We start from the raw sequence: 26,784 nt of genomic DNA on the forward strand, positions 1-26,784 counted from the left end.
TTGTTCCCGGCCTTTGTTCTCGTCATGTTCGACACGCTGACGTGAGTCGCTTGCATCTTGGTAGAGGGAGGCGCGTATGAGCTAATCCGATCGAAAGGCATCGCATTGCTTCATAGCTGACTGACTAAATTGGTCGGGTTTAGCTCGGGCTCGCTGGCGGAGACGTGAGGCTTAGGCCTGATACCAGACGCGAGACTTCCGGCTCATCGAAGACCTTTCCACGCGCAGTGCAGTAAGAAGCATTTGGCACATCCTCACGAAGGAGTGGCAAATGGATCAACTTCAAAAGTTCGTTCACATGGATGAGCGTTGGATGTGGCGTTGGTACATCACCGACGTTCGCGGCACGCCCGTTGCTATGTCGACTGAACATTTCTTTCGGCGTGAGGACGCCTTGAGAAATCTTGAAGCTGCTCGCCTAGCCCTGGCGGCTTAGGCTGTAGCTTCGTGCGGCTCACGTTGGCACTGCCGCGTCACGATTTCTCTGGAGATACAGGCGACGGTTCGGGCGGAACATGGCCGTCCGCTAACTACCGCAATTAGCGATTGGTGCGGCAAACTCTCAAGCTCCGAAAATCCGAAAAGGCGCAACTTGCTCGCCCCGCCTGATCAGCACTTCGTTACCGTTTTCGGTTTCAATGATTAGTGCCTCGTATAGCCGAAGCGCATTCCTCATAACCTCTGCGTATGACACGGCTTCGGTAAGATCCTGGAGCCGTTTGAGGCGTTCAACGGATTTAGGTGGCAAATCCATCTGGACTCGTTTGGTCCCGCTACTCAACGGCTCCTTGATCTTAGCCATGGGCAGGCATCAATCCTTTTTAAAATAGCGTCCGACCACGAGCGCCGCCCACGGACCACCGAAAGCGACTGTTGCCACCAGTTCGTTATACGTACCATCATGCCAGCCCAGCGCGGCTGACGCCGCGACAGCGAGAATGAAGGCGGTCAACACGCCGTAACTCAAGCGCATCTGATGCATGAACGTCTGGCGACGTTCGTCGAGAGCGGCGAGCCGCTCCACATCATCCACACTCTTAATCTCACACCCGGCGACCTCGAAATTGTCGCCCACCGTCACTTCAAATTTCGCCATCACCGATCCCCATGGGATACGGATCACGGCCTTCAATGATCGATGCTTACCATCTGAACCGCTTCGAGCTTCACAAAGACCAGATCCTGAACAACACAGTATTGTCGGACTAAGTAATTGGTAAGCATCGCCCCGAAACGGCGAGTTCTACCTACTTTTACATAGGCAATTGGCAGGTACTTCTTCGGAGCATGTGCCGAATCTGATTATGCTCCATCAAAACACCTCCTTTTTGACCAAGGATGTCTCGGGCCTCTGCTCGGTTAGGAAACCAGAATCCCTTGATCGGTTCGCATCGCTTGGAATCAATGCGGAGTTGAACTCCCTCGCGCGGGTTGGAAGCGCGCGAGCTGTCTATCTAATTCATGGTAAAGTGGGCTGCAACGATAATGTTGAGAAAATCCTCAGATTTTCCTCAATGCCCGCGTCACGTCTTTAGCGGTAGAAGGCCAGATCAGCCGATGCATCGTGCAACCGCGCCGCTTCGGCGAAAGGCGATCAGGGTCGCGCGCCAAGAATCGTCGAGATTTGCGCGGGTTCAAAAGTTCAACGATTCCACGCTTTTGTGCGAACCACGCTTGGTCAATCACGCCGGCTCCGCAACGGCCCGCCGCTCGGCGCGCCCTGATCACCCCTTAACTTAACGGCGCCTAAACAGTCCCGGAAATCGTTCATCTGCGCGCAAGGTTGGCCTGAACAGTCGGCGGCCCGAGGGGTTCGGGCGGAGGCTGCATCACGCAATCTTTCCAGCGAGCTGGATGAAGTTTTGACCCCCCGACACACCAGACCAAGGCGGCCGGACGAATAGTCGCGAATGCGTCGAGCCGGTCAATTTGAAGGAGCAAGATTAGTGAAGATTTTCGGACGATCGACGGTTGCATTGCTGTTGGCCGCCGTTGCGGTGCCAGCCTGGAGCGGGCTGTCGGCGCAGGTGCAGAACGCGAATGAGATTACCGTGACTGGCGAGACGCCGGCCGATCTGACCAGGTTGCCCAAAGGCCCTGACGTCGTCGGCATCATCTCCGCGCGCAAAGGCGGGCAGTTTCAGGTCACTGGCGCCAATGGCAGCAGCACTCCGATCCTCGTCTCCCGCACCACCGACATCCGGTCCAGCGGGGGCTTCCTCGGCCTCGATCGCGACAAGCTTGCCGCGGACTCGCTGCTCAACGGGCTGCCGGTAACCGTCAAGACGGTGCAATGGGGGGGCACTCTCGTGGCGACCCAGGTGAGGCTCAAGAGCAAGAATCTCGAGACCGCTTCGATGATCCGCAACGGCACTGCGCAGCGCTTCGGGGAGCATGATGTGGCCATTGCCCAGAATGCAGCGGCGACCGAGGCGCTGCGCGGGCGCGTGGGCGATATCGACAAGTATAATATCAAGGGAACGACGAACATCTACTTCGACACCGGCAAATGGGCGCTGTCGCGTGAGGAGGAGTCCCAGCTCTGCGCGGCTGCGGACCAGGCCAAGGCAACGGACAACGCACTGCTGCTCGTCGTCGGCTATACCGACGCGGTCGGAAGCGAGGACTATAACCAGGTTCTCAGCGAACGGCGCGCCAGCAAGGTCGTCAACTATCTACAGCAGCATTGCGGCTGGGCGCCCTATCGCATGCTGACCCCGACCGGCATGGCCGAGGCGGACCCGGCGGCGGACAACGCAACCGCCGAAGGCAAAGCGCAGAACCGCCGCGTCTCGGTGAATATCCTGGTGAGCAAGGCCGTCGAGGGTCTTGAACAGCAGGGCGGCTAAAACGTGAGGGGTGGGCTTCGGCCCACCCCCGATTTCGATATGAGTGCACCGTCACCGGAATCTCACTCCGCCGGCGTGTAAATCTCCCCACCTTCCTCGTGGAAGCGCTCGCCTCGATCGCTATCTCCCGCCAGCCACGCCGCGAGATTGAGCGCATAGCGGCGCGTGTCGTCCATTGCCTCGGGGTGCCGGGCGAGGCCGTCGCCGGGGGCCTCCGTGACGAAGCTCGGACAGCCCAAGCTCGGATCCCAATTGTAATCGGCGAAATGATGGAAGGTGCTCTCGGCCCAGCCCGGCCCGCCATGTTCACCCGGCTCGAAGGCGACTGCGATGTTGAACTTCGCGCCGGTCGCCTTGCTCGTGCCGCGCACGACCACGCGCGCATCCTCGCCTTCCGGCGCGCCGACGCCGCCTTCATGCGGGTGAGCAGGCAAATAGCGGATCGTCCCGGTCGGCGAGTCCGCGCTCGCAAGCGCGGGATGCGGCGGGCCGACGATCTCGACCTGCTGGAAATCGCCGTTGGCGCCCGAATGGAAGTTCGGCCAGTCGATATCGAGCGTGTAGGGATCGTCGCGCTGGTGGTGACTCGGATCGGGGTCCGGGTGCTGCGAGTGGAAATAATGGGCGTCGCCGATTCCGCCCAAGGTGCAGACAGAACATCCCAAATCCATATGGTCGCGGGTGACCATGAGTCCGCGACCGCCGCGGCGGAAGCGGGTGATCGCGGCGCAATCCTCGCTGGTCAGGCCGTTGCCGACATCGACTGCAAACAGCCACACTTGGTCGAAGTCGCTGGCGTCTATCGTCGAGAGTATGGAGTCCGGCTCCCCAGGCGGGTCGCGATCCCGTGCGACGACGTCATGCCCGGCCTCGCGCAGCAGCGCTGCAAGCCGGCTGAAGCGGGCGATCGACCAATCGTCCTCGGTCGTGGGAATGGTCGTTTGCAGCAGGATCTTAGCCAAGCTTTGCCTCCGCCGCAGGCACGTAAAGCTCGCCCCCCTCGTCCTGGAAGCGCTTGCTCATCTCCGCCATTCCGGCGTCCGCATCCGATGACGCAGACTTCTCCTCCTGCAACCGGGCGAAGTCGCGAACTTCCTGCGTGATCTTCATCGAGCAGAATTTCGGGCCGCACATCGAACAGAAGTGCGCGGTCTTGGCGCCTTCGGCAGGGAGCGTCTGGTCGTGATACTGCTCTGCGGTGTCGGGGTCGAGCGAGAGGTTGAACTGGTCGCGCCAGCGGAACTCGAAGCGGGCTCGGCTGAGGGCGTCGTCGTGCAGGCGCGCGGCAGGGTGGCCCTTGGCGAGGTCGGCGGCGTGGGCGGCGAGCTTGTAGGTGACGACGCCGACCTTCACGTCGTCGCGGTCCGGGAGGCCGAGGTGCTCCTTGGGCGTGACGTAGCAAAGCATCGCCGTGCCGAACCAGCCGATCATCGCCGCGCCGATCGCGCTGGTGATGTGGTCGTAGCCAGGGGCGACGTCGGTGGTCAGCGGCCCCAAGGTGTAAAAGGGCGCCTCGCCGCAGCTTTCCAGCTGCTTGTCCATATTCTCCTTGATCTTGTGCATCGGCACGTGGCCGGGACCCTCGATCATCACCTGGCAGTCGTGGGCCCACGCCTTCTTCGTCAGCTCGCCGAGGGTGTAGAGCTCCGCGAACTGCGCTTCGTCATTGGCGTCGGCGGTGCTGCCGGGGCGGAGGCCGTCGCCTAGAGAAAAGGCGATGTCATACGCCTTCATGATCTCGCAGATCTCGTCGAAGCGCTCGTAGAGGAAGCTCTCGCGGTGGTGGGCGAGGCACCATTTGGCCATGATCGAGCCGCCGCGGCTGACGATCCCGGTGACTCGCTTGGCAGTCAGAGGCACGTAGGGCAGGCGGACGCCGGCGTGGATTGTGAAATAGTCGACGCCCTGTTCGGCCTGCTCGATCAAAGTATCGCGGTAGATTTCCCAGGTTAGGTCCTCGGCGATGCCGCCGACCTTCTCCAGCGCCTGGTAGATGGGGACGGTGCCTATCGGCACGGGCGAGTTGCGGATGATCCATTCGCGCGTGTCGTGGATGTTGCGGCCGGTCGACAGGTCCATGACCGTGTCGGCGCCCCAGCGGATCGCCCACACCATCTTGTCGACTTCCGACGCGACGTCGGAGGCGACGGCGCTGTTGCCGATGTTGGCGTTGATCTTGACCAGGAAGTTGCGTCCGATCGCCATCGGCTCGCTTTCCGGGTGGTTGATGTTGTTGGGAATGATGGCGCGGCCGCGGGCGATCTCGTCGCGGACGAACTCGGGCGTCACGAAGTCGGGGATGGAGGCGCCGAAGTCTTGGCCGTCGCGGTTGGCGTTCAGCGCCTGCTCGCGGCCGAGGTTCTCGCGGATGGCGACATATTCCATCTCGGGCGTGACGATGCCGCGCTTGGCGTAGTGCATCTGCGTGACGTTTGCGCCGGGCCTGGCGCGGAGAACGCGCTTGCGGACGTTGGGGAAGGGCTGGACGCCGCCGCTGCGGTCGGGGCCGAGCTGTCCATTGTCCTCTGGACGGACCTCGCGCTGCGTGACTTCCTCGACGTCGCCGCGGGCGCGGATCCAGTCGCGGCGGAGCTCAGGCAGGCCGGCCATGATGTCGATGCGCCGGGCGGGGTCGGTGTACGGACCGCTCGTGTCGTAGAGGACGACGGGCGGCTCGCCCGATGAGGGCTCGAGATCGACCGCGCGCATGGCGACGCCGAGGTCTCCGACGTGGATCTTGCGGCTGCCGCGGATGGGACCAGTGGTGACTTTAAGCTCAGTGCGTGCGGGGACGTCCGCCATTTGACTCTCCTTCTCCCTACGCCGGTGTCAGCCGGATCAGGTTCGATGGGTCGCCAGCTCGTGCTGGCCTCTCAAGCGGCGGTCACCGCTCCCCCAGGGAAGAGTCGTCCTTAGGCCGCGATATTGCGGCGCGCCAGTGAGCAGGCAGGTGGCTTAAGCGGTTGCGAGGGTGCGGCGGCGGCGAAGCGCGAAGCCGATCGCGGCGAAGCCGAACAGCATCATCGCCCAAGTGCCGGGCTCCGGCAGGCCGAGCGAGACGTGGAGCTGGTAGGAGCCATTTTCGGGGACGATGGCAGGGTCGCCGAAGCTGCCGACTCGGAGCGCATAGGTTCCGGGCGAGGCGAAGCTGTAGCTGAGGTAGGAATCGAACGAATAATTGGGAAAGTTCTGGAAACTGCCTGAATCCGCAAAACCCGTGTCGTCGTCGGATGCGAGAAGATTTCCGACCGAGTCATAGAGTTCGATGTAAGAATCGAAGCTGGGATAGGCTCCGTCGATATCGAAGACTCCAAGCATGCCGCCACTGCCGACGGTAAAGCTATACCAGTCGGCACTCGTCGTGCCCGAGGCCGCGCGGACATCCGCGTGCCTGAAGAGGGTCGAATTGTAGACGTCGGGATCGGCGCTGAGGTCGAAATAGGGGTCGAGGTTCTGGGCCGTGGCCTGCGTATTGTTCGGTTCGACCTCGGGCGTGTAGCCCGCATAGGCCGGCTGCGCAGCAAGGAGCGCTGCGGCGAAAGCGGCCAGGCAATAACCCTTGGTAGCACGTCGCATGGACTGCTCCCCCGTGTTCGAGCGTTGTGGGCGCGCGACTCGCTGGCGGCTCCCCTAGGCCGCAAAGCGCGCGTTAACTATCAGTTTACCTCAAGACTCACAACCGTCGGAGTTCGGGTGTTCGGCGACCGCTTTTAGCGCCGGGCTTGAGCCCCAGCCGCTGCTGCCTTCTGCTCGTCGACCGAGACGGTGCCGTCGTGGTTCTTGTCGAGGCGGTCGAAGGCTTGGAGCTGCGGCGCCTTGACCTCGTCCGGGCTGAGCTTGCCGTCCTTGTTGGTGTCGAGGCGAGCGATGAGATCGGCCGGAGTCTGGTTCGCCCTGACGGTCGCAATGGCCGCGAACTCCTCGGGGCTCAAACGGCCGTCCTTGTTGGTGTCGAGCTGATTGAACTCGGCCTGGAGCTTGGCGCGAGCGGCGGCCTGCATCGCCTGCAATCCCTTGTTCTGCATTGCCTGCAGTTCAGTGGCATTGAGGAAACCGTCGTGATTGCTGTCGCTCGCGGCAAAGGCGGTGTCGATCTTTTCGGTGACCTGGGCCCGCGTCACCGGCCTGGGGCTGGCGGGCGGTACCTGCTTCTGCTGTTGTGCTACGACCGGCGCGCCGAGGGCAGCAGCCGCTGACAAGCCAAGGATCACGATCTTCACCACAACTGCCTCCATCCGAAGTGCACCGAGCATTTCTAGGCTACTCGCGGATGAGCGTTAAGTGAACAGCAGCGCGCGGGACGGCTTTCCTTGGAGAGACTAACCGGGCAAGGGGCGTTCCAGAATCATGAACGCACAACAGCTTACGCATCTCGACCGGCTTGAGGCCGAGAGCATTTTCATTCTGCGCGAGACGGTTGCCGAGGCGGAGCGCCCGGTGATGCTCTATTCGATCGGCAAGGACAGCGCGGTGATGCTGCACCTGGCGAAGAAGGCGTTCTTCCCGGGGCCGCTGCCGTTCCCGCTGCTCCATGTCGATACGACCTGGAAGTTCCGGGACATGTATGCGCTGCGCGACAAGGTCGGCGCCGATCCCGCGGTGAAGCTGATCGTCTACAAGAACCCGGAAGCCGAGGCGCAGGGCATCAATCCGTTCGACCATGGGCCGCTGCATACCGACATGTGGAAGACGGAAGGGCTCAAGCAGGCGCTGGATAAATATGGCTTCGATGCGGCGTTCGGCGGTGCTCGGCGCGACGAGGAGAAGAGCCGCGCCAAGGAGCGGGTGTTCAGCTTTCGCGACCGCAACCACCGCTGGGACCCGAAGCGCCAGCGGCCCGAGCTCTGGTCGCTTTACAATGTCCGCAAGAACAAGGGGGAGAGCATGCGCGTCTTCCCGCTGTCCAACTGGACCGAGCTCGACGTGTGGCAATACATATTGCGCGAGAAGATCGAGATCGTCCCGCTCTATTTCTCGGCCGAGCGTCCGACGGTGGAACGCGACGGCCTCATCCTGATGATCGATGACGAGCGGCTGCGGCTAGCGGACGGTGAGCAGCCCGAGACGCGCCGCGTGCGCTTTCGGACCCTTGGTTGTTATCCGCTGTCTGGCGCCATCGAGAGCGATGCCGTGACCGTTGAGGACATCGTCGCGGAGATGCTCGTCAGCCGCAGCTCCGAGCGCCAGGGCCGCGCGATCGACCGCGACGCCGGGAGCGCGAGCATGGAGAAGAAGAAGCAGGAGGGTTACTTTTGAACGCTCCTGTGGATGTGAAAGCCTGGCTTGCCGAGCAGGAAGCCAAGGAGCTGTTGCGTTTCATCACCTGTGGCAGCGTGGATGACGGAAAATCGACGCTGATCGGGCGGCTTCTGTACGAGAGCAAGCAGGTGTTCGACGACCAACTCGCGGCGCTTGAGTCCGACAGCAAGCGTCATGGCACGCAGGGGGAGGAGATCGATTTCGCATTGCTGGTCGACGGCCTGTCCGCCGAGCGCGAACAGGGCATCACCATCGACGTCGCCTACCGTTATTTCGCGAGCCCGGAGCGTAAGTTCATCGTCGCGGACACGCCGGGGCACGAGCAATACACCCGGAACATGGTCACGGGCGCTTCGACCGCCGACCTTGCGGTGCTGCTTGTCGATGCGCGTAAGGGTGTGCTGACCCAAACTCGGCGGCACTCATACCTGGCGAACCTGGTGGGCATCCGCCGCTTCGTGCTTGCAGTGAACAAGATGGACCTGGTCGACTATGACCAGGAAGCGTTCGAGGCGATTGCCGCCGACTACCGCGAATTCGCCACGCAAGTCGGCATCGATCAGTGGATTGCCATTCCCGTCTCGGGCCTGAAGGGGGACAACGTCACGGAGCGAAGCCAGGCCATGCCTTGGTATTCCGGGCCGAGCCTTCTCGAGCATCTCGATACGGTGCCGCTGGAGAGGGATTCCGACGCTGCCAAGCCGCTGCGGCTGCCGGTGCAATGGGTTAATCGGCCCGACCAGAGCTTCCGCGGCTTCACCGGCCAGATCGCATCGGGAACCGTCGTTCGCTCGCAGGACATTCGCGTGCTGCCTTCGGGACGAACGACGCGGATCCAGCGGATCGTAACGGCGGACGGCGACCTCGAGGAGGCCGTGGCCGGACAGTCGGTCACCGTGACCTTCACGCACGAAGTGGATTGCTCGCGCGGCGACGTGATCGCTGCTGCGGATGCTCCACCGGAAGCCGCCGACCAGTTCGAGGCGACGATCGTCTGGATGGATGAGCAGGAGATGCTCCCCGGCCGCGGCTATTGGCTGAAGCTTGGAACCCAAACTGCGACCGCGACCGTCCAGCACCCGAAGTTTGAGATCAACGTCAACACGCTGGAGCATCTCGCGGCGCAGACGCTTCATCTGAATTCGATTGGCGTGGCTACGGTCTCGACGGACCGCGAGATCGTATTCGAGCCATATGCAGTCGAAGCCAGTGCACCCAATCGGGCGCTTGGCGGCTTCATCCTGATCGACAAGCTGACCAACGCGACGGTCGCGGCGGGCATGCTCCACTTCGCGCTGCGGCGGGCGCTGAACATCCATCGGCAGCCCTTGGAAGTCAGCCGCGAAACCCATGCCTCGCTGAAAGGCCAGAAGCCGGCCGTGCTGTGGTTCACGGGTCTGTCGGGCGCAGGCAAGTCAACCATTGCCAATCTGGTCGAGAAGAAATTGGCAGCCCGCGGACGGCACACATTCCTTCTTGACGGCGACAATGTCCGTCACGGGCTCAATCGCGATCTCGGCTTCACCGAGGCGGACAGGATCGAGAACGTCCGCCGTGTCGGCGAGGTCGCGCGGCTGATGGCCGACGCGGGCCTGATCGTGCTCACGGCATTCATCTCGCCGTTCCGGGCCGAGCGGCACATGGTGCGGCGGATGGTGCCGGAGGGCGAGTTCATCGAGATCTTTATCGACACGCCGCTGGACGAAGCCGAGAAGCGCGACGTGAAGGGTCTGTATGCGAAAGCGCGCGCCGGCGAACTGAAGAACTTCACCGGTATCGACAGCCCCTACGAGCCGCCAGAAGCGCCGGAGATCCATATCGATACGACCGCGCTGAGCGCCGAAGAGGCAGCCGACCTGATCGTCGCGGAACTCCTAAAGCGGCACTAAGCGGAGCGCGTCCTTACCAGGTGTAGGCGAGGCCCAGCGCGCCGACCCATTGATTGGCGCTTCCGCGGTCAGAGACGATTGGCGCTCGTTTGAAGTCGCCTACCAGCCGCGAATATTGGCCGACGCCGAAGATCGAGAAGCCGTGCAGCAAGTTGCCGGTGAGCGACTGGTTCAGCAGCAGACCGGCCTTCCAATTCTTCATTCCGCCGCTCGGATTGTAGACCGGAAGAACGCCGCCTGTGTCGGCGGAATCAGCAGGCGTGATCCCGAAATAGTAATCGGCGAAACGGTTGCTGACGAACTCGGCGCCAATGTTGGCGCTGACGAACGTCGAGCGGGACAGGGGGCTCGAGAAGCCAAGGTTAGGACTGAAGGTCGTCGACTGGTGCGCATTCGCGAAGTCGTGGAGCACGTCCATACGCAGCGAGACAGAGTCGTAGGGATTGGTCACGCCTCGGAAGGTGACGCCTACGAACCCGCCAGCTTCGATTGCCGTATTGAGTTTCGGCAGAAGCTTGACGACATCGTCTTTCGAGTGGTTGCGGCCGAACTTCGCGCCGACGATCGGTCCCGCGTCGAAGCTGAATTTCTTCGTCGAAGGCAGTACGTCGACGTAGAGGTACGCGCCCTGGGTGTTGAACGAGATCCCGTGATAGCGCCCGCGCACCGCTCCGACGGGGATGATGCGATAATCGTTGGAGCCTTCATAAGTCGGGACGATGCCACCGCCGAGACCCACCGTCAGTATGTCCCGGTTGCTGAGTTCTTCGGGCGTGGGCAGCGTAGCCGTCGTCGATTGGGCGAGCGAGCGTGAAGCAATGCATGCCGCAACCGCGGCGCAAATGGCGAGACGCATTATGGACGAACCCCTTTGTTTAGGGGCTAAACTCTACCAATAGCGAAGAGTTTCCGGAAGTCGTTGAACTTCCGTCACGAATTCAGTCGCCCTTGCCCGGTTCCGGCGTGAAGTACTTGTCATACTTGCCTTCTTCGCCCTTATGTTCGTCCGCATCCGGCGGTGTCTGATCGTTCTTGCGGGTGACGTTCGGCCATTCCGCCGAAAAAGTGGCGTTGAGCTCCAACCATTTCTCCTGACCGGTTTCGGTATCCGGGAGGATCGCCTCGGCCGGGCACTCGGGCTCGCAGACGCCGCAGTCGATGCACTCGTTCGGATTGATGACCAGCATCACTTCGCCCTCGTAGAAGCAGTCAACGGGGCACACCTCGACGCAATCCATATATTTGCATTTGATGCAGGCGTCGGTGACGACGTAGGTCATTGAATCTCGCTCCTCTGGGCCCGTTCGCTAAGAGGGTGCGCTGGCCTCGTCAATTCCCAGCTCTTCATAGCAGGCGCGCGCTTCGCCGGCCGGGCCGCGACGTTCGGGCAGGGCGATGACGCGGAGGATGCGCACCTTGCCGCGGAGCGGCAGGGCGATCACGCTTCCGACGCGGACCTCCTCGCTCGGCTTTTCGACACGCTTGCCGTCAATGCGAACGTAGCCTTGATCGATGACGCCTTGAGCCTGAGTGCGGCTCTTCAGCAAGCGAATGAAAAAGAGGAAGCGGTCGATCCTCACTTCTTCTTCAGCTTGGCGAGCTCGGCGAAGGCGTGGGACTGAGGCTTGCGTTCGCCGCGGGGGGCATGGCGGCCGCGCCATTTCCAGGCTTCACCGGCCTTGGTGAAGCCCACTTCGCCCATCAGCCGGGTGACGGCCGCTTCTGACAGGCCGACCGAGGTGGCAAGATCGGCGTTCACCGGATCGTCGCCGCCGACAGAGCGGACCTTGCGGGCATGGCTCGCGAGGCGGTCGGCCAGATCGATGCGGATCCATTCGCGGCCCAGGCGGCGATAGGCGAGCGCGGCACCGCGAGCGTCGGCTTCCGATGAGAGAGTGGCTGCACCCGGTGCCGGGAGCGCGGGCATCGGCTGATTGGTGCGGACGGAGAGAAGGGCAGCGCGCCAGAACTGCGAGACCGGCTTGAGCAGTGGATCGACGAAGACGTCTAACGGTCCGAGGCGGACGCGAAGCCGGTGCAGGGCCTGACGGTCCGCCCGCTCTAGATGAGCAATGGCGCTAAGGACGGCCTTACGCTGGAGGACGCCGCCAGCATCGGCGAGCATGGCGGAAAGGGCGCGTACGCCCGGTGAACTAGCAGGATCGGTCGCGGCGGCGGCAAGGATCTTCAGTGGGCGGAGCTGCTTGTCGATCTGATTATCGAGCCAGCGTTCGAGGCGTTCACGGAGAGCGGCGCGGCTTGCCGCCGAAAGGCGATCGAGCGCGCGAGCGGTGCGGACGGCGGGTTCGAGCAGCGATCTGCCTGGGGCGAGCCTTGCAAGCACATGTCCCTGCCAGGTGATCGCCACGGTGCCCCCTTGTTCGGCGGTTATGGCGAAGATGTGGTCGGGTGCGTCGACCAGTTCCTTTGCGCGACGATCCAACTCGTCGCCGAGGCGGCGCTCGGCTGCCGCGAGCAAAAGGCGCTTGTCGGCGAGACGCGCGTTGGGATCGACGCGGAATTCGAAGCCGGAGAGATGGCCGATCGGCTCGGGCCCGACGCTGACCTCGCCGTCCGCAGCAACGGTGACCGGCAGCGCATCTGCTCCACGGGCGCCGATGTCGCGCACGAGCACCGCGGTTCGGCGGTCGACAAAGCGCTGCGTGAGGCGTTCGTGGAGTGCGTCTGAAAGCCGCGCCTCCACTTCGCGCGTGCGCTCCGCCCACTTTGCGGGCTCCTTCAGCCAGTCGACGCGGTGAGCGATGTACGCCCAGCTTCGAATGCCGGCGAGTCGGTCGGCCAGCGCCTCGATGTCGCCGCTCATATTGTCGAGACGGGCGACTTCAGCGGCGAACCATTCATGAGGGATGTGGCCGCCTTCGCCAATGTAGCTGAACAGGCGGCGGACCATCCGCGCGTGGTGCATCGGGCCGACCTTGCGGAAATCGGGCAGGCCGCAGACCGCCCAGAGACGTCGCGCCTGGGCGCCTTTGCGTGCGGCAACGGCGGGATCTTCGGCAAGGAGTTTAAGTACCGAGAGGTCGATGGCTTCGGGAGCCGAGCGGAGAATGGGATCGTCGCTTTTTGTCTCAAGGCTGCGGATGAGAGTGCGGACGTCAGCGAAGTCGAGATCGGCGTTGCGCCAATACACGTTGTCGAGTGGGCGGAAGCGGTGCTCCTCGATTGCCGCGACCTCTTCCTCGCTGAAGCCGCTCGTTTCTTCGGACAGGCCGAGGGTGCCGAAGGTCCCATCCTTCTGGTGACGGCCTGCGCGGCCTGCGATCTGGGCCATTTCGGCGATGGTGAGGCGTCGGTCGCGGCGCCCGTCGAACTTCTCCAAACCCGCGAAGGCGACGTGGGTCACATCCATGTTGAGGCCCATGCCGATAGCGTCGGTGGCGACCAGGTAGTCGACTTCGCCGCGCTGGAACATCGCGACCTGGGCATTGCGGGTGGCGGGTGAGAGGGCGCCCATGACGACGGCAGCGCCGCCTTTGAACCGGCGCAGCATCTCGGCAAGCGCGTAGACCTGCTCGGCGGAGAAGGCGACGACGGCCGAGCGTGGCGGCAGGCGGGAAAGCTTGACGCTGCCGGAATAACGCAAGGTCGAGAAGCGCGGGCGGCTGACGATCTCGGCTTCGGGCAGCAGTTCGCGGATGATCGGCTTCAGCGTGTCGGAGCCGAGGATCAAGGTCTCCTCACGGCCCCGCGCGCGGAGCATCCGATCCGTGAACACGTGGCCGCGCTCGGGATCGATGCCGAGCTGGGCTTCGTCGATGGCGGCGAAGGCGAAGTCGCGCTGAAGGTCGTCGTCGTGGTGACTGTCGCCGCCAGGGACCGGCATGCTTTCGGCCGTGCAGAGGAAATAGCGAGCCTGAGGCGGGAGAATCCTCTCCTCGCCAGTGAGCAACGCAACCGACTTCTCGCCTTTGATTGCGACGACGCGGTCGTAGACTTCGCGGGCGAGCAGGCGGAGCGGAAAACCGATGACTCCGGACGAATGGCCGCACATCCGCTCGATCGCCAAGTGGGTCTTGCCGGTGTTGGTTGGTCCCAGGATCGCCCGGACCGGAGCGTCAGAACGGCGCGCCATCATCGTCAATGTGGCAGCGCTTTCGCCGCGCGCAAGGTTCCTTTTGTCGCCATTTTAAGAGGGTCTTAACCTCGATTCGGGACACAGGGTCCCGTGTTGACGTCATCGGTTCAGGTACAGCGCTTCGGGAGGCGGACGCGTGCGCAAGCCTTGGCCTTCGCGTTGCCGCGCGTGCCATGGTCTCTGGGGGGCTGGAAGAGCGCGGGTATCCTGGCGCTGCTGTGCAGCGGCGTCGCCTGGGCTTCGCTGCCGCGCGTCGGCACGGGAGTTGGCGAGGATCAGCATCAATGGCAGGCGCTAGCGATTGCGCCGCTATCGAACGGCGGAGCGACCGGCATGCGCATGGTTGCGACCGACGCCGTCCAGCCAGTCGACTTCGTGCCGAAGCGCGTGGTTCCGGTCGAGCCTGTCGCCGCGCCGGTGAGAACGGAGACAGTCGCCAACGGACCGTTGCGGATTCGCGGGCGAGTCGGCGACGGACTTTACTGGTCGCTGCGCGCAGCCGGCGCGAGCCCGCAGGTCGCGGCGCAATATTTGGCCGCGCTTGCGACCGAGATCGACGTCGGCGGCGTTTCGCCAAACGCCAGCTTCGACATGGTCTTGGGCTCAGGCGCAAACCTGCTTTACGCCGGGCTTAGCCGCATCGGCGAGCCTGAGCTTCAGCTGGTGAAGTGGACGGCGAACGGCCGTACCGAGTGGATCGACGCCGCCAATGCGGAGCGTCCGCAGCCCACATCGAGCGGCTTAAGTCTGCCCGTTTCGGGGCACATCACTTCCTATTTCGGCTATCGCTATCACCCGATCCTGCACTTCTCGCGCTTCCACGCCGGGCTCGACATCGGCGCGAGCTGGGGGAGCCCGATCGTTGCTGCGGCGGATGGACAAATCGCCGCTGCAGGCTGGGCCGGGGGATACGGGCGCCAGGTTCGGATCGTGCACGGCGGCGGGTTGATGACCAGCTACAGCCACATGAGCGAGATCGTCGCTGCGCCGGGGTCCTACGTCCATGCCGGGCAGCTGATTGGATACGTTGGTTCAAGCGGCCTTTCGACCGGCCCGCACCTTCACTTCGAAGTCCGCAAGGACGGCACGCCAGTGAACCCGCTGTCCGTGCGCTTCGCCAGCGTTCAGGTCGCCGATGCGAGTGTCGTAAACGCCGTGAAGGCGCGGCTGAAGGCATTGCTCAACGTCGGGGTGAAGCGGGCCTAACCGCGTTGATTCACCTGCGACTCGGCCGCAGGGCATTAGTCGGCGGCTCATACGAGCGCGTCGGATGATGGGTCGGAGCGAGGCTCTTTCACGTCCGCCAGAGGGAAATTTCGGCCAATAACAGTTGGCTAGCCGACGTTAGTCCTGCTATGGTTAATGAAAGTTAAGCAACCAGGGGGCAGCCATGTTGCATACGCGCGTTCCAGGATTTTTGCCGGCCGCAGCGTTTCTCGCATTGATATCAGCTCAGCCTGCTTCCGCCGGTCGAGGCACCCAGATCAATGATCCAATAGCCGGTTCAGAGACAGCGTGCTCGCTCGGATCAGCGAGCTGCAGTGCAGTGGATATCAGCGCTTCGGGTGTCTTCAACAGTGCTTATATCTACCAAGAGGGCATCGTCAGCATCAACGCGCTCCTGCCCACCAACTTCGATATCACCGATCCGTCGACATACGGTGGCGTGATCTTCTTCACCCCAGGATACGACGCCACCATCGGCACGACGTATTTCGTTAGCGCATATTTCGATTCTGGATTCGGCGTTGACCCACCGAGCTGGGGCTTCAATTTCTTCACTTCCCAGGCAGACAGGGACAATTTCCTAAACCCGGACATGCAGGTCCAGCTCGGTGCGGGCAACGGTACTCAGGATCCCAATGACCTCGACAGCGGGTGGGTCGGGGCCACCGCCGGGCTCGCCTATCGGCCCGAAATTTTTCCTCCCGAGTTCAATCCGCCGGCCGGCGCCTATATCGGGTTCAGTTGGGGCAGCGATCTACTCACGCAGCTGGTACAGAATTCGAATGGGCTTCTGGTCGGCTCTAACCCGGCGGATACGGACTTCGTGTCGACGGCTGATGTTTCGAACGGCTCGGTCAATGCGGCTACTCGGTTCACGCCCCTCTACGCAACGGGCAGTGTTCCGGAACCGGCTACGTGGGCGATGATGCTGATGGGCTTCGGACTGATCGGTCTGGCGTTGCGCCGTCGTTCGGTGAAGATCGCGCTCGCCTAGCCCCCTAGGCACGAGGCCGATGCGCTACGCGGCCTTCATCAGCTACAATCATCGTGACCGGCGTACGGCGGCTTGGCTGCATCGCGCCCTCGAGACCTATCGCTTCCCCAAACGGCTACAGGGGCGGCCAACAGCGATCGGGCCGCTGCAGGGCAAATTGCCTCCGATCTTCCAGGATCGTGAGGAGCTTGCCGCGTCTTCGGATCTTGCAGCTTCGGTGCGGGAAGCGTTGGAACAGTCCCACTCACTCATTGTCATCTGCTCACCGCACGGCGCCCGTTCGCATTGGGTCAACGAGGAAATCCGCAGCTTTACCGCGCTGGGACGGCGCCGTCGCATCCAATGCCTGATCGTCGCTGGTGAACCCAACGCCTCGCGGGTGGCAGGCGGCGATCCCGCGCAGGAATGCCTTCCTCAAGCGCTGTTCGAGGGAGGCGGAAGTGAACCGCTCGCATCGGACATGCGTCCCGGACAGGACAGCCGGACAGTTGCCCGTCTAAAGCTCTTGGCCGGGATAACCGGCCTTCCGTACGACGAGCTGCGTCAACGTGAACATCTGCGTCGCCAGCATCGTCTGGCAGTCCTCGCCGGAGTGCTGAGCTTAGCACTCCTCGCGACTAGTGCCCTGTCGGCGTTCGCGCTCATTTCGCGCAAGGAGGCAATCGAGCAGCGTGACCTCGCGAGGCGCAAGACCCTGACCGCGGAGCGAACCGTCGAGTTCGTGAAGAGCATGTTTTCCGTCGCTGATCCGTCCGAGGCCCGGGGGGCGACAATCACCGCACGTGAAGTCGTCGATCGTGGAGCGGCGCGGGTCCAGCGCGAGTTGGCCAACGAACCATCTGTCCGTGCCGAGCTGCAGACGACCTTGGGCGAGGTTTACGGAAATCTCGGCTTGCTCAGCCGTGCCAGTGCTCTCGTCGAGCAAAGCATGAAAACGCCTGGACTCGATCCGGGGCTGCGCGCGCGCCAATATCTCGCGCTTGCCGAGATCCGTAACTGGCAAACTGATGATCCCGCCGCGAACGATGCCTATTCGAAGGCGCTTGCATTGGCTCGGGACCCTGCATCAGGCCGAGCGGATCTCGTGCCGCGAATTTTGGCCGGGCAAGGCGAAACGCTGGGCTATCTCGACCGGCCCAAAGAAGGCGAACGCGCAATCCAGGAGGCACTGCGTATCGACCGGTCACGTGGCCCTCCGGGGCAAGTCGACGTTGCGCGTGACCTCGAGGCGCTCGGCAAGGTGCTAACTGGAGCGAAGGACTATCCACGCGCGCGCGTCGCTTACGATGAGGCCTTGACGATCCGGCTGCGGCGCCAAGGCGAGACTCACCCGCTAGCATTTCAGGACCTGAACGAGCTGGGCTCGATTGCCTACCTTCAAGGCGATAACGAAGCGGCCGAAGGCTATTTCCGGCGCGTACTTCCGCTTGCTGAGCAGGTCCTGGGCAGGAAGCATACGGAGTACGCCCTCGCCCTTAACAACGTCGCGCGGATGGAAATAGAGCGGCGCGCATACGGGCAGGCCGTGCCGCAACTTCGCGAGGCGGTTGCAATTCAGGAGGGGGCACGGGGCCCTGGGACCGAGGAACTTGTCTTTCCACTCCTCAATCTTGGCGTGGCGCTACGCGGCATCGGCAAGGAGCACGCTGCCGAAGCGCCCTTGCAACAAGCGCGAACAATCGCAGCCGCGACGAAACACCCATTCCTCGGCATGACCCTCGTCGAAATGGCCGACATTCGCTGCGACTTCGGCGACCGGGCATCCGCGTTGCAGTTGTTGCAAGAGGCGCGACGCTCCATGGCCAATTCCATCGGAACCGAGCCTTGGCAAATGGGATGGCTTGAACTTGTCAGCTCCCAATGCCGGAAGGTCCCAGTTCCGGCCAACGTTCGTGGAGCAATCCTCGCGCGTTGGAAGCCCGATACGCATTACGGCTGGCGCGCTGCGCACAGTGGTAGCCGGAGTTAAAGGGAGCAGTCTGCCGCGTCGTCCTCACCTTGCTTTTGGAAGCTAATGCGCCCCTCCGTCGCGTTGCTGATCTGCGCTTCGTAGCATCGCGCCAACTTCTCGTGGGCGATACGAGCTTCTTCGCCGTCAGCTTCGTCGGCGCGGGTCCGTTCGATCTGCTGGCGATGAAATAGGTAGTTCAAATCCATGGTCGTCTCCCGCCCTCCGATAAGGGAGGTAGGAATGCAGCCTTGGATTTCGCGGTCGCCTACGGCAGTCCGACTGTTGTTTGCGTCGGACGGTACTAGCTTCGATGCTGGGCGAGGTTCAGCAGCGGCTGATCGGCGCCATTGCCGCTAGCGCGTCGTGTCGTCCGCTTCGATGACCGTCTGAGACGTGCCCGTGCTCCCGGCCTTGAACGACTGCGGCGTGACGATGATGACGCTGCCAGGCCGAAGCACGGATGACACTGCGTGACGGAACATGACGGGCGTATCGAATCGTTTCCCTTCACCGGGCGAGACGTCCATGCTGGCTCCGGCACCCGCATATTGGAGCTTGAGCCAGTGCTGGCCCGTATTGTCCCACTCGCGCAGCACATAAGCGAAGGGCGCGTCGACCGGACCGCTGATACGGACTGGCGCTGATCCAATCTCCACGCCGTTGCGCAAGACGATCGCGCGCTGGTCTGCAGCGCTGACGACCACCGACACGATGCCGTCCTTCGCGCGCTCCGGATTCCATTGGTACGCGGCATTGGTCAGCGTCGGAGCGGATGGCGCGGGACGATCGACTGCGAGGTCGGGCGTGGCCGAAGCCAAAGGTGCGGCCGGAATGCTCGTAATGACCACCGTCATTCCCAGATTCGTCGCGCCGAAGAGTAGCGCCGAGAATTTGGGCGGCAGGCGCACGCACCCGTGCGATGCAGGGAAGCCGGGCAGATTGCCGGCGTGGAGCGCAATGCCTTTCCAGGTGAGCCGCTGCATGTTTGGCATCGGCGCATTGTCGTAGGTGCGCGAATAATGCTCCTTCTCCTTTTGCAGGATCGCGAAGACGCCAGTCGGGGTCTCGTGACCGGACTTGCCGCTCGAGACGGTGGATGCAGCGATCGGAACGCCGTTCCGGAAGAGGATCAGCCGCTGCGTTTCCAGGTTTACGATCGCCAGTGCAGGGCCCTCGGGAGCGAGCTCCGGCGCCCAGACGAACTCGCCATTCTTCAGCGTCGAGGCGACGGCGAGGATCGGCCGGCCGTCCCGCGCAACTTCTTGAGCCAAGACAGGGGTTGGCAAGCTGCAAGCGCACAAGGCGCCGACCAGCATGATGCTGCGAATCTTCATGTCAGGAATGTGCCTTTAGAAGTCGGTGCGGAAGACCAGTACCGGGCCGCGGTAGACTTGGTCGTATACGTAATTGGGACCAGTCTCGTACTTCACCTTGTAATAGCGGTAGCCGGCTCCAAGGGTCATCTTGCGGCTGACCTGATAATTGAGGGTGGCGATACTCTGCCAAGTCAGGTTCGAGCTCGATACGCCGCCAAGGTCTTGGTAGATCGTCGCGCTCCACTTGCCGCCAAGCCCCGCCATCAGCCGGGCTGCGATCACCGGGGTAAGCCAGGTCTTCTTGATCTTGCCGGATACGGTCCGATTGGGGCCTGACAGCGTCGCTTCGACGGTCGAGCCGTTGATGCGGCCGCCAGCCAAAAGATCGAGCTTCACGTTGGGGATCTGGACCACGCGATAACCCGCCAGGCCAGTCATGAGCAGCGTCTTGTTGCTGACCTTCCCACTGAGTAGGTCGACGTCGCGGATCTTCAGGTCCTTGCTATCGCCTATATGCACCCACATGAGATCGCCCAGAAAGACGAGCCGGTCTTTGCGAACCTCCGCCGCGCCCATGAACGCGAACTTCAGAAGCTTCAGGATGTCGCCGAAGCTCATATCAATGCCAACAGGCTTGATGGGACTGGGGAGGACGTCGACGTTGCCTTTGGCGCCCGCGAACCAAACGTAGCCGATCCCTGCGAAGTGCCATTTGCCGTCGTTGACTATCGCCTTAGGTTCGGTCGTAGTCTGGGCGTCACTCGTTGCCTGATCCTGAGCAGGGGCAGGATCTTGCGGGGCAGCCGGGTCCTGCGGCTGCGCCATCGCGGCGTCAGTCGGTTGGACCGCGGCCTCTTGGGCCTGAGCAGCCGATGCGCACCCGAGCAGCATAGGCAAAGCCGCGAACCTGGCGCGGGCTAGAACGGCAGTTCGGCACATGAGCAGAATCCCTTGGACGGTAGCCCTCAGGGATAGGCAAAGCTGTTCAAAGGCCCATCAGGGAAAACCCGATGGGCCCAAGTGTGCTTTCCTTAGCGGCCGTGACCGCGCCAGCGCTTGATGGTGCGCTGGATGATTCCGGCTTCGTCGCCGGTCTCGCGCCACAAGCGGGCGAAGCTCGGATCGGACGAGGCCGGGCGCTTCTCCGGCTCAAGGTCGTCGAAGCGGACGCGGATAGGGATGGCGACGCCTTCGCCGCAGACGATACATTCGCGGTTGCGGAGCGCCGGGATGGCGTCGAGGAAACCGCGTGCGCCTTCGGGCATTGCGGCCCGCACGCAGGCCTGGTCGCGTTCGTTGTTCAGCCTCATCGCGACGATCGTGCCGCATTGCGAGAGAACGCCTTCGGCCAAGTCGGACGGACGCTGCGTGATGAGGCCGAGCGAGACGCCGTACTTACGGCCTTCCTTGGCGATACGTTCGAGGATCTTGCGGACTGCCTGGCCGTTCGCGTTCTCGTCCTTCGGGACGTAGCGGTGAGCCTCTTCGCAGACGAGGAGCAGCGGGCGCTGAGCCTCGGTGCGCGACCAGATCGCATAGTCGAACACCATGCGTGCAAGGACCGACACGACCACCGACGTGACTTCGGACGGAACGCCGGACACGTCGACGATTGAGATCGGTCGTCCCTGGCTCGGCAGGCGGAACATCTTGGCCAACAGCTGCGGCATTGAGTCCGACACCAGCATGCCAGAGAACATGAAGGTGTAGCGGGGGTCTGCGCGAAGCTCGTCGAGCTTCGTTTTCAGGCGCTGGAATGGGAGCGTGTCGCCGGCGCGATCGAGCTTGCCCATCTCGTTGACGATGATGCCGTTGAGATCGGCGAGCAGATACGGGATCGGGCTGTCGACAGTGACCTTGCCGTACTGGCTGACGTCCTTGCCCTTGGTACGCGCCGCGAGCAGACATTTCGCGAGGATGTCGGCGTCGCGCTGGCGGTCCTGGCCCTGCGTCGTCAGCAGGACTTCGCAATGCTCTTCGAAGTTCAGCAGCCAGTAGGGCAGCTGCAGATTGTCGACGTTGAAGATCTCACCGCAACTCTTGAAGGCCGCCGAATATTCGCCGTGCGGGTCGATCATCACGATGTGACCCTCAGGCGAAAGCTGCGAGATGCGGTGCAGGATCAGCGCAACGGAGGTCGACTTACCGGTACCGGTCGATCCCAGGACCGCGAAGTGCTTCGACAGCATCGGGTCGACGTAGAGAGCGCCGCGGATGTCGTCCGTCGGATACACCGTGCCAATTTCGATGTGGGGCTCGTCGCTCGCAGCGAAGACGCTCCGCAGGTCTTCCGTGGTGACGGCGAACACCGGGCTGCCCGGGATCGGGTAGCGGGTCACGCCGCGGCGGAAATTGCCGACTTTGCCGCTGGCTTCCTTGGTGCCTTCGCCGAGGAAGTCGACGTGAGCGAGGATCTGGCCCTGCTCACCCGCGCGCATCGTGCGCACGTTCGCAATCAGCCAATTGTTACCGACGACCATCTTCACCTGGCTGCCGACCTGGCCGGACATCGCGACCGAAGGATCGGAATGTGTCTGCAGAGTCGCAAGCGCCGCGCCGTCCATCCAGATCTGCGAGCCTGAGCCCGCAATTTCAGAAACCTGGCCGATCGACGCCGCTGCATTGGCTGCCGACGGAGCCTTCGAAGCGGAGGTTTCCTCGCTGAAGCTGCTGACTTCGTTCAGGAATTCGCTCAGATTTGGCCGATCGTCCATGGGCTAACGCACTCCAAAGCAATTGATTTGCCTCGGACGTACGCGAGAGCGGTTAAAATTGGCTTAGTCGCTTCTGTTAGAACCGCCGGCGGAAGGCGGCGGCGGCGGCCCAACCGAGGCCGAGCGAAAGCGCTACAGCGGTAAGGCCGTAAAGTCCTTCGTGTCGGCGTGCGGCGAGTGCGACATAGCGCTCAAACCCCGACTTATCGATTTGGATGTCGCGGGTAGCCGCAGCGATGACCTTGCCGTGGTCGATGAGGAAGGTCTCGGCCGTGTATGTGCCGACGGGAACCTGGCTCGGGATGGTGATCACGGCGCGGTACAGAACGCCATCGGTGATTTCGACGCCGCGCGGATTCTCCGCATAGAGGCCCTGCCGATGCCTAAGGTCCAGCAGGCCGGCTTCGAACCTTCGCTCTTTCTCTGGAAGGGCACCGCCGCCCGGAGAAAGCTGCAAATTGTGCAGACCGAGCTCATAGATAGCGGCGGTCCGGTCATCGATTAGGTCGAGAATCGGCCGAGAAGATGCGACGGCGTAGAATGAAGGCGCGGAGCGGAAGCGGTTAGAATCCGCGTTCATCCATATGCCTGCGATCTTCTGTTTTTCGCGAACTAGGATCGGTTGGACAGGGCCGCGTAAGACGACGGCGATATCCACCGGGTGGTCGGGAGCGCGGCCGCCGGGATAAACCACCGCGCCGAACAGCAGCAACTGGGCACCCGTGAAGCTGTATTTGATCTGCACCTGCCGCGCCGAAATGTCGGGTACGAGCACAGGCTTGTCCGCTGCGATCAGCAGTGGTGCGAGCGCCGCGATCAGGAGGGTGGCGAGGCGCGCTCTCACAGATACTCGATCGAGAAGATCTCGTCCGGGCGCCAGGCGAGGCCGAGGAGCATGCGCAGCGCGACGAGAAGGATGATGATGGCAAGTGCTAGACGCAGGTAGTCCGGCTTGATGCGGGTTGTCAGGATCGCGCCATATTGCGCGCCGATCACGCCGCCGACGAGCAGCAGTCCTGCGAGCACGATGTCCACCGCGCGGGTTGTGAGTGCGTGCACCATGGTCGTGGCGGCGCTGACCGAAAGGATCATGATCAGGCTGGTCCCGATCACGACACGCGCGGGCATGCCGAGCAAGTAGATCATGGCGGGCACCAGGATGAAGCCGCCGCCGATGCCGAGGAAGACGGTCAGGACACCTGCGATGAAACCGAGTGCGAGCGGCGCTACGGGCGAGATGTACAGGCCGGAGCTATAGAAGCGCCATCTTAGCGGAAGCGAGGCAACCCAGCGGTTGTGCCGCGGCTGCGGTCCTTTTGCGGGCAGCTTGAGATAGCCGAGCGTGACCAGCGCGTCCTTCAACATCAGGCCGCCGATCCAAGCGAGGATCAGCACGTAGAGAAGGCCGATGACGACATCGATCTGGCCGGTCGACTGCAGAAGCCGGAACATCGCCGCGCCGACAAATGAGCCGAGCAGGCCTCCCACGATCATGACCCCCGCCATCTTCATGTCGACGCCCCCGCGCCGCATGTGGACCATGGCGCCGGACACGCTGGCGCCCGTGATCTGGGTCGTTGCCGAGGCGACCGCGACCGTCGGTGGAATCCCGTAGAAAATGAGCAGGGGGGTCGTCAGGAACCCGCCGCCCACGCCGAACATGCCGGACAGCACGCCCACGCCGAACCCGAGGACGATGATCAGCACTGCGTTGACCGATTGGCCTGCGATCGGAAGGTAGATGTCCATCGGCGCGCGAAGGACTAACCGCAAACAACCGCTTGGGCCAAGCCGATCCGGCTAGAAATCCCCGGCCAGCGTGACCGCGGGTCCCGACCCCGGCTGCGCGTTGCCCGCCAGCCTCTGGCGATAGTCGAGGTGAATACGCACGTTATTGCGCACCTTCATCGTCACCCGCGGACCTGCATCCAGGCGATACAAGCCTGGTTGTGCGCCACCCCAAACGCCGAAGCCAACGGAATAGTTCTTGTAGACGGGACGGGTGACCGCGGCTGCGCCGTCAACGAACCAGTCGCGGCTCTTCATTCCGACTACGCCTGTTTGGAGGTAGGCATCGAGGCTGAACCGGGCGGGCAGTGGGCGCTGATAAAGGCCGCTCTCAGCGAAGATCGCGAAGGCGTTGCGACCGTTGCTGTACTGTCCAAGGCGTTGGCGACGCTCCGCCGTGATCCATACCGGAACGCTGACGAGCGGCTGGACGCGGACGCCACCTGCAAACTCAGCACCCTTCCGGCCGATCTCACTCGACATCCGGAACGACCCGGCGATCTGGCGGGTGAAGTTGTAGATGAGCCGGGCGCCGGCCTGGCTGCCGCCGAGTTGCCCGCCGCTGGCGAGCGATGTCGGGCCGACCACCTGACCTTCGCGGCCGCGCATCAGTGCCCAGGTGCTGAGCTGCAGTCGATCGAGGCGGCGCGGATCGAGTGCTCGTGTACTTTGCGTTGCCGGGACCGAGCTCGATTGCCGCAGCGGGAACGACATCGAAGCGAGCCGCGACATTGGATAGTCGTTCAACGGCGGGAGATCGGCGTAGATGGGCTGATCAGGCATCGGAAGCGCATTCGCCAGCCTTCCGGGCGGAAGCGGCGGGGAAGCGACCGGAACGGATTGCGCTCCATAATAAACGGGCACCATCACCGGCCTGACCTGAAGCGGCAAGACCTGCGGAGGGCCATAGCCATAACCATAAGCCGGCTGATAAGCGGGCATTGGCGGAGCTGTCTCCGCCGTTTGAATGGGCTGGATCGGCGGGAACTCGGTTGCGACAATCGGCGGCGCAGTCTTCGCCTCGCTGCGTTCGACCAAGCGGAGGGACCCGCCCGGCAGCAAGCCCACAGAATAGGCACGGACACCGGCCCAGCTTGCCACCACCAAGCCAAGAAAGCGGAGCGACGGCCTCACTGTGGCAGTTCCGCCGGGAAGATGTGCCGGGTCTTGTCCCAGCGTTTCGCACCGCCGCTGAAGTGCAGCGACAAGGCGCGGGCGGCGGCCAGCATCGCGACCACATTGCCGACCACCAGCCGCGGGATCGAGCGCAGCCCCTCGCGCCAGCCGTAAGCCGAGGTGGTGAAGCCCATGCGCATGAGCACTCGCCACGCGAGAAGCCAGAAATTGATCGCGAGCAGGATGGTCAGGGCCGGATACATGCGCGCCTGGACCGGCGCGCCTAGCAACTCCGCGAGCCAAAGCTGAGACCACAGCAAGGCCGCGATGTAGCCGGCGACGAGCAATATCGCGGCAAGGGGTCCGCGCCGGTCGCGCATGCGCATCCACCGTTCGCCAAGCCCGCCGCTCCAGCCGAGGCGATCCCATCCGGAAAGGGCAATGCCGCCTAACCACCGGGCCTTCTGCCGAACCGCGGCACCGAGCGTTGCTGGGAAGTGTCCTCGACTGGCGACGACGCCCGCCTCGCCGGGCTGTGCGGGAATGCGCACGAACATCGTCTTGTGGCCAAGAGCACCCAATCTCAGGCCAAGCTCATAGTCCTCAGTCATGCTCGCGCCCGCAAAAGGCTTGCCTTCCTGCGTCGCGGCGAGCTGGGCGAGCGCCTTGCGAGAAATCGCGCATCCGACGCCAGCAAGCGGGATAGCCGCGCCGACTGCTTCGCGAACAACCAATTCCTTGATGTGCGCCTCCGCAAACTCGTCGCAATAATGGCCGCTGATCCAGCGCGATTGCGGGTCGATCAGCGGGATGACCGGCAATTGGACAACGGCGGCGCGGTCGATCAGTCCGTCGAAGATCCTGAGCTCGAACCGGTGCACGACATCCTCGGCATCGTGCAGGACGATCGCCTTGGCTGAAATTCCGGTTTCCGTCTCATGTGCGACTAGCGCGTCGTAGAGGTGATTCAGGCAATCGGCCTTGGTGGTCGGACCGTCGCGGTCGACTTGAACAGGTTTGACACGGTCATCGCCGACACTTGCGATTGCGGCCGCCGTCGCCGGATCGTTGCGATAATGGCCGACGAAGATCCGATAGTTTTCATAGTCGATACGCTTAAGCGTCGCCTTCAGCATCGATGCGATGACGGCGGATTCGTCCCAGGCGGGCACCAGGATTGCGATGAATCCTGGCTGCTTGTTGAAAACCCAGTAGCTCGCATAGGCCGGACGATGACGACGGTAGATGGTCGCCCGTCGCCACCAGCGCCGCGTGAAATAGATGATGTCGACGACAAGGTCGTTGACGCCGAACAGCAGGAAACCCACGCCTGCAAACAGCGCCAACTCAGCCGCGGCGCGGCTGAGAAGCTCAGCAAAATGCATTTTTGTGGTGGGAAGCTAGAGCGTCGAGCGCGACAGCTGAAAGTTGCTCGGCAGGTCCATGATACGCTCCCCTTACGAATCAAATACAAACCGAGCGGCGGCTGCTTGGCACAATGCAAAATGAACAACAAGTTCGGTTGGTTATTCATCCGTTACTGATGATTTTGAGCCGCAGTGGCTTCGCACTTTGATCCGCGCTA

At 62.9% G+C, this 26,784-nt stretch carries 24 protein-coding genes and 1 riboswitch; of the genes, 7 read left to right on the plus strand and 17 right to left on the minus strand.

What is annotated here, in order from left to right; translation table 11 throughout:
* Positions 1–271: 271 nt before the first annotated feature.
* On the plus strand, positions 272–436 hold the full coding sequence (locus AC4GYV_RS14100) for a hypothetical protein (protein ID WP_491101329.1): 165 nt from the start codon (positions 272–274) through the stop codon (positions 434–436).
* A gap of 375 nt (positions 437–811) precedes the next feature.
* On the opposite strand, the gene AC4GYV_RS14105 is transcribed toward AC4GYV_RS14100, so the two are convergent.
* A complete protein-coding gene (locus tag AC4GYV_RS14105) occupies positions 812–1,132 on the minus strand; it encodes a hypothetical protein (protein ID WP_491101330.1) in 321 nt (106 codons plus the stop codon).
* An 814-nt stretch (positions 1,133–1,946) separates the two neighbouring features.
* Between AC4GYV_RS14105 and AC4GYV_RS14110 the strand changes: the two genes are divergently transcribed.
* Entirely contained in the window at positions 1,947–2,849 is a 903-nt protein-coding gene (locus AC4GYV_RS14110; protein WP_491101331.1) for an OmpA family protein, read from the plus strand.
* A gap of 62 nt (positions 2,850–2,911) precedes the next feature.
* Here AC4GYV_RS14110 and AC4GYV_RS14115 read toward each other — a convergent pair whose 3' ends face one another.
* The 4 genes from AC4GYV_RS14115 to AC4GYV_RS14130 form a co-directional block, all read right to left on the minus strand.
* Positions 2,912–3,811 (minus strand): hypothetical protein, encoded by a 900-nt coding sequence (locus AC4GYV_RS14115; protein ID WP_491101332.1) that lies wholly within the window; start codon positions 3,809–3,811, stop codon positions 2,912–2,914.
* Positions 3,804–5,651, minus strand: a complete 1,848-nt coding sequence (gene thiC / locus AC4GYV_RS14120) for a phosphomethylpyrimidine synthase ThiC (protein WP_491101333.1) — start codon at positions 5,649–5,651, stop codon at positions 3,804–3,806. Before thiC ends, AC4GYV_RS14115 begins: the two co-directional genes overlap by 8 nt.
* Positions 5,647–5,756: riboswitch (TPP riboswitch) on the minus strand. It overlaps the preceding gene by 5 nt.
* A gap of 48 nt (positions 5,757–5,804) precedes the next feature.
* Entirely contained in the window at positions 5,805–6,425 is a 621-nt protein-coding gene (locus AC4GYV_RS14125) for a PEPxxWA-CTERM sorting domain-containing protein (RefSeq protein WP_491101334.1), read from the minus strand.
* A 134-nt stretch (positions 6,426–6,559) separates the two neighbouring features.
* Positions 6,560–7,102 (minus strand): EF-hand domain-containing protein, encoded by a 543-nt coding sequence (locus tag AC4GYV_RS14130; protein ID WP_491101335.1) that lies wholly within the window; start codon positions 7,100–7,102, stop codon positions 6,560–6,562.
* Positions 7,103–7,196: 94 nt separating this feature from the next.
* Here AC4GYV_RS14130 and cysD point away from each other — a divergent pair, with 94 nt between their 5' ends.
* The gene (cysD, locus tag AC4GYV_RS14135; RefSeq protein WP_491101336.1) at positions 7,197–8,105 is read left to right on the plus strand and encodes a sulfate adenylyltransferase subunit CysD; all 909 of its coding nucleotides are present in this window, start codon (positions 7,197–7,199) and stop codon (positions 8,103–8,105) included.
* Complete coding sequence (cysN, locus tag AC4GYV_RS14140) at positions 8,102–9,997, plus strand: sulfate adenylyltransferase subunit CysN (RefSeq protein WP_491101337.1); 1,896 nt, start codon at positions 8,102–8,104, stop codon at positions 9,995–9,997. Before cysD ends, cysN begins: the two co-directional genes overlap by 4 nt.
* A gap of 13 nt (positions 9,998–10,010) precedes the next feature.
* Here the strand turns inward: cysN and AC4GYV_RS14145 are convergent, their stop codons facing one another.
* The 4 genes from AC4GYV_RS14145 to AC4GYV_RS14160 form a co-directional block, all read right to left on the minus strand.
* Positions 10,011–10,853 (minus strand): MipA/OmpV family protein, encoded by an 843-nt coding sequence (locus AC4GYV_RS14145; protein WP_491101338.1) that lies wholly within the window; start codon positions 10,851–10,853, stop codon positions 10,011–10,013.
* Between the two features lie 82 nt (positions 10,854–10,935).
* Entirely contained in the window at positions 10,936–11,277 is a 342-nt protein-coding gene (gene fdxA / locus AC4GYV_RS14150; RefSeq protein WP_491101339.1) for a ferredoxin FdxA, read from the minus strand.
* 27 nt (positions 11,278–11,304) lie between these two features.
* Positions 11,305–11,577, minus strand: a complete 273-nt coding sequence (locus AC4GYV_RS14155) for an RNA-binding S4 domain-containing protein (protein ID WP_491101340.1) — start codon at positions 11,575–11,577, stop codon at positions 11,305–11,307.
* Positions 11,574–14,090 (minus strand): helicase-related protein, encoded by a 2,517-nt coding sequence (locus AC4GYV_RS14160; protein ID WP_491101341.1) that lies wholly within the window; start codon positions 14,088–14,090, stop codon positions 11,574–11,576. The genes AC4GYV_RS14155 and AC4GYV_RS14160 overlap by 4 nt, the downstream gene beginning before the upstream one ends.
* Positions 14,091–14,261: 171 nt before the next feature.
* On the opposite strand from AC4GYV_RS14160, the gene AC4GYV_RS14165 reads away from it, so the two are divergent.
* The 3 genes from AC4GYV_RS14165 (at position 14,262) to AC4GYV_RS14175 (ending at position 18,283) form a co-directional block, all read left to right on the plus strand.
* Positions 14,262–15,299, plus strand: coding sequence for a M23 family metallopeptidase (locus tag AC4GYV_RS14165; protein WP_491101342.1), 1,038 nt, complete (start codon positions 14,262–14,264; stop codon positions 15,297–15,299).
* Positions 15,300–15,639: 340 nt separating this feature from the next.
* On the plus strand, positions 15,640–16,314 hold the full coding sequence (locus tag AC4GYV_RS14170) for a PEPxxWA-CTERM sorting domain-containing protein (RefSeq protein WP_491101343.1): 675 nt from the start codon (positions 15,640–15,642) through the stop codon (positions 16,312–16,314).
* Between the two features lie 19 nt (positions 16,315–16,333).
* The gene (locus AC4GYV_RS14175; protein WP_491101344.1) at positions 16,334–18,283 is read left to right on the plus strand and encodes a tetratricopeptide repeat protein; all 1,950 of its coding nucleotides are present in this window, start codon (positions 16,334–16,336) and stop codon (positions 18,281–18,283) included.
* Here AC4GYV_RS14175 and AC4GYV_RS14180 read toward each other — a convergent pair.
* The 8 genes from AC4GYV_RS14180 to AC4GYV_RS14215 all read right to left on the minus strand — a co-directional run bounded on the left by AC4GYV_RS14180 (position 18,280) and on the right by AC4GYV_RS14215 (position 26,584).
* Entirely contained in the window at positions 18,280–18,471 is a 192-nt protein-coding gene (locus tag AC4GYV_RS14180; RefSeq protein ID WP_491101345.1) for a hypothetical protein, read from the minus strand. The two genes, AC4GYV_RS14175 and AC4GYV_RS14180, sit on opposite strands and share 4 nt — an antisense overlap.
* Positions 18,472–18,618: 147 nt before the next feature.
* On the minus strand, positions 18,619–19,599 hold the full coding sequence (locus tag AC4GYV_RS14185; protein ID WP_491101346.1) for a L,D-transpeptidase family protein: 981 nt from the start codon (positions 19,597–19,599) through the stop codon (positions 18,619–18,621).
* Between the two features lie 15 nt (positions 19,600–19,614).
* Positions 19,615–20,520 (minus strand): hypothetical protein, encoded by a 906-nt coding sequence (locus AC4GYV_RS14190; RefSeq protein WP_491101347.1) that lies wholly within the window; start codon positions 20,518–20,520, stop codon positions 19,615–19,617.
* 92 nt (positions 20,521–20,612) lie between these two features.
* Entirely contained in the window at positions 20,613–22,295 is a 1,683-nt protein-coding gene (locus tag AC4GYV_RS14195) for an ATP-binding protein (RefSeq protein WP_491101348.1), read from the minus strand.
* Positions 22,296–22,371: 76 nt separating this feature from the next.
* Positions 22,372–23,139 carry a TIGR02186 family protein gene (locus AC4GYV_RS14200; RefSeq protein WP_491101349.1) on the minus strand — a complete coding sequence of 256 codons (768 nt, stop codon included), beginning with the start codon at positions 23,137–23,139 and terminating at the stop codon, positions 22,372–22,374.
* Positions 23,136–24,044 (minus strand): sulfite exporter TauE/SafE family protein, encoded by a 909-nt coding sequence (locus AC4GYV_RS14205; protein ID WP_491101350.1) that lies wholly within the window; start codon positions 24,042–24,044, stop codon positions 23,136–23,138. Before AC4GYV_RS14205 ends, AC4GYV_RS14200 begins: the two co-directional genes overlap by 4 nt.
* Before the next feature lie 51 nt (positions 24,045–24,095).
* Positions 24,096–25,217: a hypothetical protein gene (locus AC4GYV_RS14210; protein ID WP_491101351.1), complete on the minus strand. Its 1,122-nt coding sequence runs from the start codon at positions 25,215–25,217 to the stop codon at positions 24,096–24,098.
* A complete protein-coding gene (locus AC4GYV_RS14215) occupies positions 25,214–26,584 on the minus strand; it encodes a glycosyl transferase family protein (protein ID WP_491101352.1) in 1,371 nt (456 codons plus the stop codon). Before AC4GYV_RS14215 ends, AC4GYV_RS14210 begins: the two co-directional genes overlap by 4 nt.
* Between the last annotated feature and the right edge of the window lie 200 nt (positions 26,585–26,784).

This window comes from Sphingomonas sp. SP4 (genome assembly GCF_058313375.1).